Below are 14,778 nucleotides of genomic sequence, written 5' to 3' on the forward strand. Positions count from 1 at the left end.
TAAGACAAATTACTATCTTTGGATAACTACTAAATAAAACTAAAATGAAGGCTCTAAAATATATACTGTTACTGCTCCTTATTCTATTTATTGGATTATCAATATACATTGCAGTACAACCAAATTCTTTTGAAGTTACGCGAACCCGAAACATAAAAGCTCCTCAAGAAGTACTGTATAATAAAATTATAGATTTTGAAACTTGGAAAGACTGGTCGTCTTGGATTGAAGCGGATCCTGAAATGAAACTAACCTTCCCTGAAAAACACGAAGGTGTAGGTGGCTCATATTCTTGGGAAGATAAAGATGGTGTTGGCACTATGACAACTGTTGCGGCCAATCCTCACAATTCTATTACCCAAGAAATGCAGATTGCTGAATTTCCTAAATCTGATGTATCCTGGAAACTGGAACCTAAAGAAGATGGCTCTACAGATGTAACCTGGTCTATCTCTGGAAAAAATCTACCCTTTGGTTTTAAACTTGTTTCCACTCTTATGGGAGGTATGGAAAAACTAATTGGTCCTAATTATGAACGTAGTTTAGAAAAATTAGATAGCATTACACAAGAAGATATGAAGCGTTTTGAAGTCACAATAAATGGCGTCACTGAATATGGTGGTGGCTACTACCTATACAAAACGACTAATGCCAATTCTCAAAACATTAGTGCTAAAATGGGCGAAAATTTTGGTGCCATTATGATGTTTATGGGTAAAAATGGTATAAAACAATCTGGAATGCCACTAACAGTATACAACGATATGAGTTCTACTGATGTAATAATGAGTAATGGAATTCCTGTAAAAGAAAAAATCGTATTACCAGAAGGTTCTGATGTTTCTATTAACTTCATTCCGAATATAAAAGTTTTAAAAACTACTTTTAAAGGTAACTACACCAATTTACCTAAGGCCTGGGAAGCTACTATGAAGCATTTAGCAGAAAACAATTTAGAACAATCTGAAGAAAAGCCTTTTGAAATCTACACCACTGACCCAGGAAATTATCCAAATCCCGCAGATTGGGTTACCGAAATCTACATTCCTATAAAATAGATGAAACAACTCATTCTCGTTTTTATTGGTGGTGGATTTGGAAGTACACTTCGTTACCTCATAGGAAAATGGCTAAACAGTAACCAAACAGGTATTCCTTACGGTACTTTTGCCGCCAACATTATTGGTAGTTTATTAATTGGGATTATCCTTGGGCTTGCTGCCAAAAATGATAGTCTTACACAAAACCAAACCTTGCTACTTGCAACCGGTTTTTGTGGTGGTTTTACCACATTTTCAACCTTTGCTTATGAGAATCATGTGTTTTTAAAATCAGGCGATTTTATGACTTTTGCGATTTATACTATTGCTAGTTTTATTGTTGGCTTTTTAGCTGTGTTCTTAGGAATGTATTTGGTTAAGTAAAAACCCATCTAAATCTTCCCAAAGGGAAGACTTTAAATACTGGCTTAGAACATAGTTTACTTCTTAAAAGCCTTTACTCCTGCTTCAACTTTTAGTGGCAAATAATTTTCCCTAGGTACAATTGGACAAGAATACTTTTCGTTATATGCACAATAAGGATTATAAGCTTTGTTGAAATCTATTTCTATTTCATTTTCCTCAGGAATTCTTAAATCAATATAGCGTCCTCCTCCATAAGTTGTGTCGCCATTAGTATCATCTAAAAAAGGTAAAAACAAATAATCTTCATAGCCTTCAGTAGTCATTAATTCTTTACCTTGATACACATTTAATTGAAAACTCTGCCCTTTCAACTCAAACGTTAGAATACCAAACACACGTTCTTCAGACTCTCTACTTGTAGTTGTTTTCATTTTAAACCACTTTGTTTCAGGTGTTCTCTTCAACACGGCTTTTACAACAAAAGTGCTATCAAATTTGAAAAAATCTAAACCTTTAAACTTTTTTAAATCTTTTTTCTTTAATGGCGACTTACTAGCATCTTTAAAATCAGCATTCATTTCTTTTTGCCATTCAGTTTCACCACTTAATGCTTGCTTGTCTTGTGCACATGCAACTGTACACACCAATAAAAAAATTAAAAAAAAGTTTTTCATCATTAAATATTTAAAACCCAAAAATACAACTTATCAAATTTTATTGTAGCTTTGATTCAAGTTATTAAAAAATAATATGTTAACAGTTTATAGATATACCAAACAAACCTGGACAATTTCTTCGGAAATCATTCGGACGTATTATCTATTGTAGCTATTCCTATATACTATTAAACAATATTTAAAAGTCCGACGTAACCGTCGGACTTTTTATTTTTATATCAATCAACCAAAATGAAAACATTATTCAACAATTACTTTAAAACCTTTAATGGTTTATCTAATGAAGTTTGGTGGCTTGCGCTCATTACATTTATTAATCGTGCAGGTACAATGGTCATTCCGTTTTTAACCTTATATCTCGAAGAAGACAAAAGTTTATCATTATCACAAATCAGTTGGGTAATGAGTGCTTTTGGACTTGGCTCTGTTGCTGGTACGTGGATTGGCGGAAAACTTACTGACTCTATTGGCTACTACAAGGTTATGGTAAGAAGTCTTTTTAGTACTGGTATCTTATTTATTGCTTTACAGTTTTTAGACACTTTTGCAGGTATTTGCTTAGCTATATTTTTTGTTATGCTTGTTGCAGACACCTTTAGACCTGCAATGTTTGTGGCCATGAGCGTATACAGCAAACCAGAAAACAAAACACGCTCTGTAACATTGATAAGACTTGCTATAAACCTTGGTTTTTCGGCTGGGCCTGCTGTTGGTGGATTAATCATTTCCACAATGGGTTATGGTGGTTTATTCTGGGTAGATGGTGTTACTTGTATATTGGCAACACTGTTATTGATTTCTGTTTTAAATCCTAGAAAAGCAAAACCATTAGACGAAACTAAAGTTGAAAACCCAGAATCTGTATACAGCGACAAACCGTTTTGGGTGTTTTTTGTAGCTATGGTAATTTTTGGTATAGTATTCTTACAGTATTTTTCTACAATGCCTTTGTATTACAAAGAAGTACACACGTTAACACCTGTTGAAATTGGATTGCTTTTAGGTTTAAATGGCTTGTTCATTTTTTTATTAGAGATGCCATTAATCCATTGGTTAGAGCAGTTAAAACGTTCAAAAATTGGCTTAACCTTATTCGGGTTATTACTTACAGCGATTAGCTTTTTGGTCATTAACCTAACCTCGTGGACTGGCATATTGGTTATTGGTATTTTATTTATGACTGTTGGCGAGATGATTGCCTTTCCGTTTTCTAACGCATTTGCAATGGAACGTGCCAAAAAAGGAAAGCAAGGCGAGTATCTTTCTATGTACGTAATGACATTTTCCATTGCGCACATTTTTGGGCATAATATTGGTCTAAGATTGGTTGATAATTTAGGGTACGACACTACTTGGTTTATTATGTTAGCACTTAGTTTTGTTGGTGTTTTATTACTATTATATTTAAAAAGAATGTTAATAAAAGAACGTAATTTGAGTTAAAATTTCGAATTGCGTTACCTTTATAAAACCTATGAAAAAAACAGATTTAGACATCATAATTATTGGCGCAGGACCTATTGGGATTGCCTGCGCCTTAGAATGTAAAAAACATAACTGGAACTACGCTGTCATTGAAAAAGGCGCATTAACCAATTCACTTTTTAATTATCCTTTGAATATGACCTTTTTTTCAACTTCTGAAAAGCTGGAAATTGACGATATTCCTTTTATAAGCAACAATCCTAAACCAACCAGAAACGAAGCTTTAGAGTACTACCGAAGAGTGGCAACCTCAAATCAATTAAACATTAAATTGTATGAAGAAGTAGCAACTATTAACAAGGTTGAAAATCATTTTGAAGTCATTACCAGCAAAAGCCATTACAAAGCAAAAAAAGTCATTATAGCGACTGGGTTTTATGACATACCAAACTTGCTGAATGTACCTGGCGAAGATTTGCCAAAAGTGTTTCATTATTACAAGGAAGCACATCCTTTTACTTTGCAAAATATTGCTGTTGTTGGTGCCAGTAATTCGTCTGTAGATGCGGCTTTAGAAATATACCGCAAAGGTGGAAATGTTACAATGATTGTTCGAGGCGAAAGTATTGGCGAGCGTGTAAAATATTGGGTAAGACCAGATATTATCAACCGAATTGAAGAGGGCAGCATTAAAGCCTATTTTAATTCTGAAATTATTAAAATTGAAAAACATCAGATTACTGTCAAAACACCTGATGGCGAAATCATTTTACCAAACGATTATGTCGTGGCTTTAACGGGTTACCAACCTAATTTTAAGTTTTTGAATAAAGCAGGAATTGAATTTTCTAAAGACGAACGTCATATTCCCTTCTACGACGACAAAACAATGGAATCTAATATAAAAGGGTTGTATCTCGCAGGTGTAATTTGTGGTGGAATGGAAACGCACAAATGGTTTATTGAAAACTCTCGCATTCACGCTAAAATGATTGCAGAGCATATCAAATTAAAACAAAAACTATGAAAGAAGACTGGGAAAAATTACCACTATTCCAAAAGGCAGAAGACATATTAAATCTTGTAGAGCATTTGGTAAAAGCCGTTGAGCAGACAGACATAGAATTTAAAAAAGAAATTGAAGCAGAAATGCTACAAAACAACCTCCATTATCTTAGAAAAAATGCGATGATTATTCCTGCTAAAATTGCTAGTGTGGCCAGTGAGGACACACCATATGATTTAAAAATGGAAAATGCTACCATCATAAGAAAAGCCGCAAGAGAACTTATAACCGATGCCCGAGGATTACAAATGCACGGCTATAAGGATGAGGAATACCTAGACTTGTTACGTAACGAAATAGATGAATTTAGAATACTTTTTGCTGAGTGGGTTAAAACCTTTGATATATGGAACTACATCATAGATCGTTGGGGACTTTTTAATCCGCCAGGTATAAATTACGACGATCACGACCCAGATGATGATATTCCCTTTAACTAAGATAATTTTTTTGATGAAGATTAAATCACTTTAAAGGCTTAATCTCACTATGTTTTACCACGTGAGATAATACAATCTGTGTTTTAGTTTCTCCATAAGTAATTAATTGGTCTATGAACGTTTCTAAGTGTTTTTGATTTTTTAAGACCACTTCCATTACAATATTTTCGTTTCCTGTAATTCGGTAGCAGTTTACAACTTCGTCGTAGGTTTTTACTTTTTCCAGAAAGGGTTTCAACATTCCCATAAATGCTCTTAAGGTAATTAATGCCTTTAACTGATAGCCAGCTTCAAAAGGCGAAACAAAAGTGGTATATCCTTGAATAATTTCGGCATCTTCCATCTTTTTAATACGCTCACTTACAGCAGGTGAGGTAATACCAACACGTCTTCCAATCTCTGTATTAGACATACGCGCATTTTGTTGCAGACACTTTAAAATCTTCCAATTGAGTTTATCAATAACCATTTAAAGAAATAATTTAAAATAACATAAATATTAAAGCTAATATAATATTTAACCTTAAATATTAAAGTTAAATCTCATTTTTCTTGAGTAATTTCGTAACAATTGCTATTGAAATTATGAGTTACCACCTACCTTCGCATTTATCAGAACTGCCTGTATATCAAAAGGCAATGGATATTATTATGCTTTCGAGAAGTATCTCGACATACATTAATCACGATTTATCTTATTTGAACGAAGATGGTACAGAAGATAGCGACATTTACTTTTCTGGCGATATTGTGCAACAATCCACAAACCTGGCACCAGAAATTATTAATGCAGAACGCGAGCGTCATTCTGACAAAAAACACAAACATCTAGATAGCCTAGAGCGTTTAACCAGCAAACTATACAGTAACTGCAGACGTTTAGAGCGTTCTAAGAGTAACGGTAAAGATTATTTACCGCTTTTACGTGGCGAAATCAGAACCTTTAGAAAACTGAAGCGCAATTGGATGCTAACACTTTAATTACAAACCTTACAATCCTTTTTATCTTTAATCTCGCCAACTAAATGACCTTCATCGTTCATTTGGTAGCCACAACAATCCATAAAACCTTGAGCTATTTGTTTTCTGGCACGTTGTATTTGAGATTTAACTGTTGGTAAGGAAAGGTTTAAACGCTCAGCGACTTCTTGTTGTTTTAAACCCATAATGTCTGACAAGAAAATGGGTTCTCTGTATTTTTTTGGCAAGTTTACTAGAATACCTCTTAAGCAATCTTTTTCGGTATGCTCTGGATTTAAAGTTGTATCCTCAGCTTCAAAACCATTCAGTTCAACTTTAATTTTTGAAGTTTTAAAATGGTCTAAAACAGTATATCTGGCCACAGAAAACAGCCAAGGTTTTAGCTTGTCGTCATCTCGTAAAGTATGAAGTTTTGTATGTACCTTAATAAAAGTGTCTTGCAGAATATCATCTGCAATATTAACATCATTAGTTTTACTAATTATAAAACGTTTTATGTCTGATGAATAGGTGTCCCAAGCTTCTTTAGTAGTCATAATAAATCGTATATCACTATTAATCAGTTATCACATTGAGTGCAGTCGAGATGTGTTTTCGACCGCACTCTAAGTGACTATAAATTTAACAATTACAATTGGTACACGTACAATTTTCGCAAGTACAATCTGTACATTTTCCATTGTTACAAGGTTCGCAATTGCATTGACAAGTTTTATCTGTTTTCATAACTTAAGGATTTAATGTTCGCCTAATAGACGATAGAAGTTGAAAAAAGATGCAACTTTTTTAAAAATATTTTTGAAGCTCTTTTCGAATTGGCATTGGTTTTACTGCTGAGACGTTTGCACCACCTGTATTCCCAACAGGAACCCAAAATAAAGTGAATAAAACTGAAGCCAGTATTCTTAAGATCTGCCCAAAAGCTTCATTAACACTTTGATTTTTTATCGCCCAAAACAACAGCCAAAAATGAGAAATCGTATGCCTATACAGGTGATTTTGTCCTAAAATGTGCGCATTTTCAAAACGATAGAATGCTTTAGAGAATTGATTTTTCTTAAGCAGTTTCTTTCCGAGTTGCAATTCATTATAAAATGCATCTTTAATGGTATTCTGTTTCATAACTTCAATGGTTTGCCAATAGACGCCAGATTTATGAAAAAGATGCAAAAAGGAAATTACCTCTTAGAGCTTTACTTTATTAATAGTGAAATCTAAGTTACTTATATCGCCTGAAGCCTCGTTAATTCTAGAATTGGAGTAATACAAATACCCATTGTAAATACTAAAAGTATCTGCCCATTTTACATCATCTCCTTCAACTAAAGTTTTAATAGTTCCGTTTGGTGTGATATAATTAATTTTATTGTGCTCTAAATCGGCATAATACAGATTACCTTTTTGGTCAAAAATCATTCCGTCTGGTGCTGCAGTTTTAGCTTCAAATTTTACGGAAGCTTCAATTTCAATTGAGTTTTTCAAATTGAAACTACTCACAGGAATAGAGTATAAACTGTAACCTGTAAGCGCGTGGTAAAATAAGCGTTGATTTTTTTGGTCAAACGCAATTCCATCAGAATGCACTGTATTTTTCCAAACTTTGTTATTAAACGTAAGCTCAGACACTTCCGCTGTAGTGTTTTTATGGTTATCTAAAATTCGAGTACTTTTTCCGGTTTTTAAATCTAAAGCAACTAATCCTGAGTGACCAGAATCTGTAAAATACAATTTGTTATTTGCTTTATCTACACGCAAATCGTTAATGTAAGAATCGCTATGATAGCTGTCCTTATCTAACTTATACGTTTGCTCTAAAACATTAGTATTTAAGTTAAATACGAACACTCTTGGCGCATCTACAACACCTGAAAATTTAGGGTTCCTCGTATCTAAAACATACAATTTATCCTCAAAAGCAACTACAGATTGCACACCTAGAAATTGATCGTCTTTTGGCTGCTCGCCTGGTTGCCATAAATTCCAAATGTCGTTTGGATACGACTTAGATGAACCATCTTCAAACACCTCAACTACAGAATATTTAACCGTATCTCGCCATCTTGGAAAGTTAGCAAACACACGACCGTTTTGCGTTACCGTAACACCTGTGACTTGCTGACCTTTAAAACTGGCAACTTCAATAACATCTTGCTTATTTTCAGAAATTGATTCTGAAGTTTTAATGTCTTCTGTTTCTTTTTTAGTATCGTTTTTACAAGCGAAAAATGATACAACAGATAGTGATACTATGAATAACTTTTTCATTTTAAAACATTTTATTAGCCTTCATTTGCATAAGCACCAGACGAATACGTTAACTCGTAACTGTGTGTATAAATTTCGAAAACAATCCCAAAAGGATCTTCAACATAACACATTTTATAAGGCTTATCGTTTGGGTAATACTCTCTAATTGGCATACGCTGTTTTCCACCAGCTGCAACAATTTTTTCAATTAAACCTTCAATATCTGGATCTTGCACACAGAAATGAAACAAACCTGTATTAAATGGATTAAATTCTGGCGCTTCCTTTTTACCGTGAGGAAAACTGAACAGCTCTACACCTATACCATCAGACGTTGCTAAATGCGCGATTTCAAAGGTTTCCCAATCATCGCCAAAAACATCAATACACATTTGCCCTATGGCAGTATCGGTTTCCTTTTTTACTAAAGATGGTGGCATAATGGTGTACCAACCCATCACTTCTGAATAAAATTTAGCGGCTTTATTAATATCTGGCACTGTAATACCAATATGCGAAAATCGTTTTGGATATGTTGTCATAACGTTATTTAATCTTTTGAATAGAATGCAAAGTTATTGGGTGTTTTACTGAAAGTATGTTATAGGTTTTATAAAAAATAAAACAACCATTCCGTTTTCAATTGGAATGGTTGTTTGTAATCATTTTATAAGATGCCTCGACTACGCTCAGCATAAGTGATTCACACAAATTTTTAAAGTAATTAAGTGACTATAATTTTATGAGATCCCAAAACAAGTTTGGGATAAGCAGTCTGCTCAAATTTTTCTTTCTTACAGTTGAAAAATTTGGCGATCTGCTTACATATTTCGTCTATACTGACCACCAACTTCAAACAATGCTGAAGTAATTTGCCCTAAACTACATACTTTACAAACGTCCATTAAGGCTTCAAAAATATTTTGATTGTTGATGGCTTTGTGTTGTAAGTCTTTTAATAAATCGGCTGTATCTGCAGCTTTATGTAAATTTTGAAGCGTTTTAATTTGGTCTTCTTTTTCTTCTTCCGTTGCTCTAATCACTTCCGCAGGCTGTACTGTTGGCGAACCTTTACTGCTTAAGAATGTGTTTACTCCAATAATTGGGAATTCACCATTATGCTTCAAGGTTTCGTAGTATAAACTTTCTTCCTGAATCTTACTACGTTGATACATCGTTTCCATAGCACCAAGTACACCACCACGTTCTGTGATTCTGTCAAACTCAGTCAATACAGCTTCTTCTACTAAATCGGTTAATTCTTCAATAATGAAAGAGCCTTGTATTGGATTTTCATTCTTAGCTAAACCTAATTCTTTATTGATAATCAACTGAATTGCCATTGCACGACGCACAGATTCTTCCGTAGGTGTTGTAATGGCTTCGTCATACGCATTTGTATGTAACGAATTACAGTTGTCGTAAATAGCATACAATGCCTGAAGCGTAGTTCTAATGTCGTTGAAATCAATTTCCTGAGCGTGTAAACTACGACCAGATGTTTGAATGTGATACTTCAACATTTGTGCTCTTGGATTGGCACCATATTTATGTTTTAAGGCTTTTGCCCAAATTTTACGTGCTACACGACCAATAACCGCATATTCTGGATCGATACCATTTGAGAAGAAGAATGATAAATTCGGACCAAATTTATTTATGTCCATTCCTCGACTTAAGTAGTATTCTACATAGGTAAATCCATTAGCCAACGTAAATGCTAACTGAGAAATTGGATTTGCACCTGCTTCAGCAATATGATACCCAGAAATAGAAACTGAGTAGAAGTTGCGTACATTATTTTCAATAAAATATTCTTGCACATCACCCATTAAACGTAAAGCAAATTCTGTTGAAAAAATACAAGTATTCTGTGCCTGATCTTCTTTTAAAATATCTGCCTGAACCGTTCCTCTTACCTGAGCAATGGTCTTTGCTTTAATGTCTTCGTAGACGTCTTTTGGCAATACTTGATCACCTGTAACACCTAATAACATCAACCCTAAACCATCGTTTCCTTCAGGAATTTCAGCATTATATTTAGGACGTTCTTTGTCCTTATAAATAGCTTTTATCTTTTTCTCAACTTCATCTTCTAAACCATTTTCTTTGATATAAATTTCGCATTGCTGATCTATGGCTGCATTCATAAAAAAGCCTAACAACATTGGCGCAGGACCATTAATGGTCATACTTACCGATGTCATAGCATCTGCTAAATTAAATCCTGAATACAGTTTTTTAGCATCGTCTAAACAACAAATACTTACACCTGCATTTCCAATTTTACCATAAATATCTGGTCTGTAATCTGGATCATTTCCGTATAAGGTTACCGAATCGAAAGCTGTAGATAAACGCTTTGCTGGCATCCCTAAACTCACGTAATGAAAACGTCTGTTGGTACGCTCTGGACCACCTTCACCTGCAAACATACGCGTTGGATCCTCACCTGTTCTTTTAAAAGGATATAATCCTGAAGCATACGGGAATTCTCCTGGCACATTTTCTTGTAAGCACCATCTTAAAATATCGCCCCAAGCTTGGTACTTTGGTAAAGCTACTTTAGGAATATCGGAATGCGATAACGACTTAGTGTGCGTTTCTATCTTAATTTCTTTATCTCTTACTTTGAAACTATAAATAGGATCTTTGTAACGGTTTACCTTATCATCCCAACCTGTAATGATTTCCCAATTGTAAGGATCTAAGTTTAGCTTTACGCGATCGAATTCTGCGATAAGCATTTTAATAAAATCCTTTTTGTCTTCCTGAACTTGTTTCAGGATCTCATCTTGGTCTAAACCTTGTTTTCCTATAAAAGACCTTTCGACTGCGCTCAAGGTGACATTACCAACGGAACAAATGGTTTTAAAAATTCCGTAAAGCTTTTGAGCTACTTCTACCTGAGCATCAGCTGTTTTGTCGTAAGCTCTGTTATTCTCTGCAATCTCTGACAGGTAACGTGTTCGAGATGGTGGAATAACGAAAATCTTCTCGCTCATTTCCTTAGAAATCTCGAAAGTCGATTTTAAGTCTGCTTCAGTTTTTTCAGCAACTTTATCCATTATCGCTTTGTAAAGCGTGTTCATTCCAGGATCGTTAAACTGAGATGCGATAGTACCAAAAACAGGCATTGTATCTGGATCTTCGTGCCACAGATTATGGTTACGCATATATTGCTTTTTCACATCACGTAAGGCATCTAAAGCACCACGTTTATCGAATTTGTTAATCGCTACTAAATCAGCAAAATCTAACATATCGATTTTTTCGAGCTGTGTGGCTGCACCAAATTCTGGTGTCATTACATAAAGTGACACATCGCTATGCTCTAATATTTCGGTATCTGATTGTCCGATACCAGACGTTTCTAAGATGATTAAATCGTACTCAGCAGCTTTTAAAACCTCAACGGCTTCATTAACATATTTAGAAAGCGCTAGGTTAGATTGACGTGTTGCCAAACTACGCATATACACACGCGGTGAATTGATGGCATTCATTCGGATTCTATCTCCTAATAGTGCACCACCTGTTTTACGTTTTGAAGGATCTACAGAAATTAACCCAACAGTTTTTTCAGGAAAGTCGATTAAGAAACGACGCACCAATTCATCTACTAACGACGATTTACCTGCACCACCTGTACCTGTGATTCCGAGAACTGGTGTTTTTGAAGTTTCATTTTTAGTATGAATAGTTTCTAAAGCTTCTTTGGCTACTTCAGGAAAATTTTCGGCTGCAGAGATAACTCTCGCTATAGATTTTGGGTTCTTTTCGTGAAGTGTATTTGCTTCTCCATTTAACTGATCACCTATGGCATAATCTGATTTTTGAACTAAATCATTAATCATTCCTTGTAATCCGAGTTCTCTTCCATCATCTGGCGAATAGATTCTGGTAATACCATAATCCATTAGTTCTTTAATCTCTTCCGGAAGAATTACTCCACCTCCACCACCAAAAATCTTGATGTGGCCTGCTCCTTTTTCTTTCAACAAATCGTACATATACTTAAAGTACTCATTGTGTCCGCCTTGATAAGACGTCATTGCTATAGCATTTGCATCTTCTTGTATCGCTGTATTTACAACCTCTTCTACACTTCTGTCGTGCCCAAGGTGAATGACCTCCACTCCTGTAGATTGAATAATTCGGCGCATTATATTTATAGCTGCATCGTGCCCATCAAAAAGAGAAGCTGCAGTTACTATACGTACTTTATGTTTTGGTTTATATGGTGCAATTTGTTCCATTCGTAAAAATCTTGCTTAATTGAGGTGCAAATTTACTGAATATTCAAAAAAACAACCATTTTAAGACAAAAAATCCAATCAAAAGACTAAATAAATTATTAAACTTAATTGTTTATTACTTCATATTTTATTAAATTTATTATTCCTTGATAGAATCCTTGTTTGCATAATCCCCTTATAACCCAATAAACAAAAAGGCGCTATGCTTAATTTTTCGAGAAAACATTTTGGTGTTAACTTATTTTTCTCCTATAAATTAACTGCATTAGTTACCATAATGGTATCTGTGGTTAACATTTATTATTGGGTAACTGACGATTTCTACAACGTTTTTTCTGGCTTTACCATTAACCCAAATGCAACCATGAAAGTAATAACGAGTATTGGTTTTTTGATTTTGGGCTCTATATACTATCTAAAAAAAACTAACTTAATCAAAGGGTTAATCTTTTTGGGTCTTCTCATTCAAGTTATACAATTCTCAATAGCAAATCTTAGCATTTTAGAAAACGACTTTAACAACCTTAGCTCTGGAGCAACTATTTTAATGTTTTGTATAGCTTACTCAAGTATGTACTTTATAAAAGTAAAAAAGCTTAAAATAGTATTCTTAATTCTAAATAGCACTTTATATATTTTATCTTCATTTGCTGTTTTCTACTATTTACTAGATATGGATGAATTAAACACCATTTCTGGTTTTGAAACGCTTAGTTGGAATACAGCTATGATTTTCTTTATGAACTCTATTTCGCTTTTTGAACTAAAGCTCATCAACAAAATAGACCCAATAAAGTTTAATGAGGTTGTATCTAAGAAGACACACCCTTACAACTACTTTCCGTACTTTTTTTTAATTCCTGTTTTATTCATAATTTTTGCATCTTTTGCTGCTTATTATAAGATAATAACCATAGTACAGGCCGTTTTCTTTATTATTTTGTTTTTAAACACCTCCTCGTTTATAAACATGTTTTTCTACTCTTATAATTTTATTCTTTTTTATGTTGAAATCACAAGAAAATCATCACAACTAAAGGCTAATAACAAACTATTAAATTCACTAAACGAAGAGCTAACCTCTCTTAATAAAAAATTAAAGAGAAAAAATGCTTACTTAGAGGATTTTGCTTCAATTACCTCACATAATCTGAGAGAACCTATTATAGCTTTAGAAGAGCTACAAAAGATATCCGAACAGACAGCTTCTCAGGAAGGCTTTACTAATGAAGAGGTACAAACCATGTTTAACACCTCTATAAGCAGGCTTCATCAAGGTATAAACTCTTTGGTACAGTACCATGATTTTATTAAAAATGAAGATCAAAAAAGCGATAATAGAATATCTCTAAAAACAGGTATTGAAAGCATTATAAACAATACTAAAAAACTTGCTCCTGCAAATACACTTATAGACCTAGACATTAAACAAGATCTTACTATACAGAAAAACTACATCGATACTATTTTTAGCAACCTGCTTAGTAATTCTTACAAATACAAAAAAAACAGTACCAACCTAAAAGTTAAAATAATAGCTTACCGCGTTAATGATACTTACAGTATTTTGTACAGAGATAATGGAGTAGGTATTAATCTATCTTACTTTAAAAAGCATTTATTTAAGAAAAGAAAACGTTTTCATAAAAAAAGTAATAATTCTAACGGTTATGGCCTATACTACACCAAGCTTTGCGTAAAAAAATTAAATGGAAAAATTGATATATATAGCACATTAGGCAAGGGCACTGCGTTTAGAATAAAATTAAAACTCCCATTAAACAATGAATAAAACCGCGATTATAGATGACAATATGGTTTTTAGAAAAGTCACTCAAATACTTTTAAAAAACATAGGCATTAGAGAGGAAAATATACTGCTATTCGAAAATGGTAAAGAAATGTTTGATTTTATGGAAAGTAATTCAAACTCAATCAATGTATTGCCTCAAATGATTTTTCTAGATCTTAATATGCCTGTGATGGATGGATGGGATTTTTTAACCCAACTCCAAGGCTACAAGAAAAAAACGAGCTATAATCCTAAAATCTATATTTTAACTTCTTCTGTTGACCAAAAAGACTACCAAAATGTCATTAATATTACAACGGTAGAAAAATATCTTATAAAGCCTATAAACGAAGAAACTATCACAAAAATTTACAAAGAATACTATCCTGAAATACTATAACAAAACTGACATACTAGACATATTATAATTTAATATTTAAGTTGTTTTTTTTTAAGATTCTTAAATCTACATTTAGATCTGTTTA

General features: G+C 33.7%; 15 protein-coding genes. 8 read left to right on the forward strand and 7 right to left on the reverse strand.

Annotation, left to right across the window (positions count from 1 at the left end; all coding sequences use genetic code 11):
• Positions 1-44: 44 nt before the first annotated feature.
• Both P7122_RS10960 and crcB read left to right on the forward strand, forming a co-directional pair.
• Positions 45-1,058, forward strand: coding sequence for an SRPBCC family protein (locus P7122_RS10960; RefSeq protein WP_278005844.1), 1,014 nt, complete (start codon positions 45-47; stop codon positions 1,056-1,058).
• A complete protein-coding gene (gene crcB, locus P7122_RS10965) occupies positions 1,059-1,424 on the forward strand; it encodes a fluoride efflux transporter CrcB (RefSeq protein ID WP_278005845.1) in 366 nt (121 codons plus the stop codon).
• A 56-nt stretch (positions 1,425-1,480) separates the two neighbouring features.
• On the opposite strand, the gene P7122_RS10970 is transcribed toward crcB, so the two are convergent.
• The gene (locus P7122_RS10970; RefSeq protein ID WP_437130091.1) at positions 1,481-2,080 is read right to left on the reverse strand and encodes a DUF1684 domain-containing protein; all 600 of its coding nucleotides are present in this window, start codon (positions 2,078-2,080) and stop codon (positions 1,481-1,483) included.
• A 234-nt stretch (positions 2,081-2,314) separates the two neighbouring features.
• On the opposite strand from P7122_RS10970, the gene P7122_RS10975 reads away from it, so the two are divergent.
• From P7122_RS10975 to P7122_RS10985, 3 genes are read left to right on the forward strand one after another with little or no spacing between them, the layout of a single operon-like run.
• Positions 2,315-3,526, forward strand: a complete 1,212-nt coding sequence (locus tag P7122_RS10975) for an MFS transporter (RefSeq protein ID WP_278005847.1) — start codon at positions 2,315-2,317, stop codon at positions 3,524-3,526.
• Positions 3,527-3,557: 31 nt separating this feature from the next.
• Positions 3,558-4,535, forward strand: coding sequence for a YpdA family putative bacillithiol disulfide reductase (locus P7122_RS10980; protein WP_278005848.1), 978 nt, complete (start codon positions 3,558-3,560; stop codon positions 4,533-4,535).
• Positions 4,532-5,014: a hypothetical protein gene (locus P7122_RS10985; protein ID WP_278005849.1), complete on the forward strand. Its 483-nt coding sequence runs from the start codon at positions 4,532-4,534 to the stop codon at positions 5,012-5,014. Before P7122_RS10980 ends, P7122_RS10985 begins: the two co-directional genes overlap by 4 nt.
• A 25-nt stretch (positions 5,015-5,039) precedes the next feature.
• On the opposite strand, the gene P7122_RS10990 is transcribed toward P7122_RS10985, so the two are convergent.
• Positions 5,040-5,483: an Lrp/AsnC family transcriptional regulator gene (locus P7122_RS10990; RefSeq protein ID WP_278005850.1), complete on the reverse strand. Its 444-nt coding sequence runs from the start codon at positions 5,481-5,483 to the stop codon at positions 5,040-5,042.
• A gap of 116 nt (positions 5,484-5,599) precedes the next feature.
• On the opposite strand from P7122_RS10990, the gene P7122_RS10995 reads away from it, so the two are divergent.
• A complete protein-coding gene (locus tag P7122_RS10995; RefSeq protein ID WP_278005851.1) occupies positions 5,600-5,995 on the forward strand; it encodes a hypothetical protein in 396 nt (131 codons plus the stop codon).
• On the opposite strand, the gene P7122_RS11000 is transcribed toward P7122_RS10995, so the two are convergent.
• The 5 genes from P7122_RS11000 to P7122_RS11020 all read right to left on the reverse strand — a co-directional run bounded on the left by P7122_RS11000 (position 5,992) and on the right by P7122_RS11020 (position 12,501).
• Positions 5,992-6,531, reverse strand: coding sequence for a sigma-70 family RNA polymerase sigma factor (locus P7122_RS11000; protein WP_278005852.1), 540 nt, complete (start codon positions 6,529-6,531; stop codon positions 5,992-5,994). The two genes, P7122_RS10995 and P7122_RS11000, sit on opposite strands and share 4 nt — an antisense overlap.
• Before the next feature lie 250 nt (positions 6,532-6,781).
• A complete protein-coding gene (locus P7122_RS11005) occupies positions 6,782-7,117 on the reverse strand; it encodes a DUF3703 domain-containing protein (protein WP_278005853.1) in 336 nt (111 codons plus the stop codon).
• 63 nt (positions 7,118-7,180) lie between these two features.
• Complete coding sequence (locus tag P7122_RS11010) at positions 7,181-8,260, reverse strand: SMP-30/gluconolactonase/LRE family protein (protein WP_278005854.1); 1,080 nt, start codon at positions 8,258-8,260, stop codon at positions 7,181-7,183.
• Between the two features lie 14 nt (positions 8,261-8,274).
• Positions 8,275-8,784 carry a lactoylglutathione lyase family protein gene (locus P7122_RS11015; protein WP_278005855.1) on the reverse strand — a complete coding sequence of 170 codons (510 nt, stop codon included), beginning with the start codon at positions 8,782-8,784 and terminating at the stop codon, positions 8,275-8,277.
• Between the two features lie 279 nt (positions 8,785-9,063).
• The gene (locus tag P7122_RS11020) at positions 9,064-12,501 is read right to left on the reverse strand and encodes a methylmalonyl-CoA mutase family protein (protein ID WP_278005856.1); all 3,438 of its coding nucleotides are present in this window, start codon (positions 12,499-12,501) and stop codon (positions 9,064-9,066) included.
• A 202-nt stretch (positions 12,502-12,703) separates the two neighbouring features.
• Between P7122_RS11020 and P7122_RS11025 the strand changes: the two genes are divergently transcribed.
• Together P7122_RS11025 and P7122_RS11030 are read left to right on the forward strand one after the other, a co-directional pair.
• Positions 12,704-14,293, forward strand: coding sequence for an ATP-binding protein (locus tag P7122_RS11025; protein WP_278005857.1), 1,590 nt, complete (start codon positions 12,704-12,706; stop codon positions 14,291-14,293).
• Positions 14,286-14,693: a response regulator gene (locus P7122_RS11030; RefSeq protein WP_278005858.1), complete on the forward strand. Its 408-nt coding sequence runs from the start codon at positions 14,286-14,288 to the stop codon at positions 14,691-14,693. The genes P7122_RS11025 and P7122_RS11030 overlap by 8 nt, the downstream gene beginning before the upstream one ends.
• Positions 14,694-14,778: the final 85 nt, after the last annotated feature.

This window comes from Winogradskyella marincola, assembly GCF_029624125.1.
Classification (GTDB): domain Bacteria; phylum Bacteroidota; class Bacteroidia; order Flavobacteriales; family Flavobacteriaceae; genus Winogradskyella; species Winogradskyella marincola.

What these genes read in the sequence shown, in the direction of transcription:
- P7122_RS11015 (WP_278005855.1), bottom strand. Translation starts at nt 8,784, where the DNA reads ATGACAACATATCCAAAACGATTTTCGCATATTGGTATTACAGTGCCA.
- P7122_RS11010 (WP_278005854.1), bottom strand. Translation starts at nt 8,260, where the DNA reads ATGAAAAAGTTATTCATAGTATCACTATCTGTTGTATCATTTTTCGCT.
- P7122_RS10960 (WP_278005844.1), top strand. Translation starts at nt 45, where the DNA reads ATGAAGGCTCTAAAATATATACTGTTACTGCTCCTTATTCTATTTATT.
- P7122_RS10975 (WP_278005847.1), top strand. Translation starts at nt 2,315, where the DNA reads ATGAAAACATTATTCAACAATTACTTTAAAACCTTTAATGGTTTATCT.
- P7122_RS11025 (WP_278005857.1), top strand. Translation starts at nt 12,704, where the DNA reads ATGCTTAATTTTTCGAGAAAACATTTTGGTGTTAACTTATTTTTCTCC.
- P7122_RS10980 (WP_278005848.1), top strand. Translation starts at nt 3,558, where the DNA reads ATGAAAAAAACAGATTTAGACATCATAATTATTGGCGCAGGACCTATT.
- P7122_RS11000 (WP_278005852.1), bottom strand. Translation starts at nt 6,531, where the DNA reads ATGACTACTAAAGAAGCTTGGGACACCTATTCATCAGACATAAAACGT.
- P7122_RS11005 (WP_278005853.1), bottom strand. Translation starts at nt 7,117, where the DNA reads ATGAAACAGAATACCATTAAAGATGCATTTTATAATGAATTGCAACTC.
- P7122_RS11020 (WP_278005856.1), bottom strand. Translation starts at nt 12,501, where the DNA reads ATGGAACAAATTGCACCATATAAACCAAAACATAAAGTACGTATAGTA.
- P7122_RS11030 (WP_278005858.1), top strand. Translation starts at nt 14,286, where the DNA reads ATGAATAAAACCGCGATTATAGATGACAATATGGTTTTTAGAAAAGTC.
- crcB (WP_278005845.1), top strand. Translation starts at nt 1,059, where the DNA reads ATGAAACAACTCATTCTCGTTTTTATTGGTGGTGGATTTGGAAGTACA.
- P7122_RS10970 (WP_437130091.1), bottom strand. Translation starts at nt 2,080, where the DNA reads ATGAAAAACTTTTTTTTAATTTTTTTATTGGTGTGTACAGTTGCATGT.
- P7122_RS10990 (WP_278005850.1), bottom strand. Translation starts at nt 5,483, where the DNA reads ATGGTTATTGATAAACTCAATTGGAAGATTTTAAAGTGTCTGCAACAA.
- P7122_RS10995 (WP_278005851.1), top strand. Translation starts at nt 5,600, where the DNA reads ATGAGTTACCACCTACCTTCGCATTTATCAGAACTGCCTGTATATCAA.
- P7122_RS10985 (WP_278005849.1), top strand. Translation starts at nt 4,532, where the DNA reads ATGAAAGAAGACTGGGAAAAATTACCACTATTCCAAAAGGCAGAAGAC.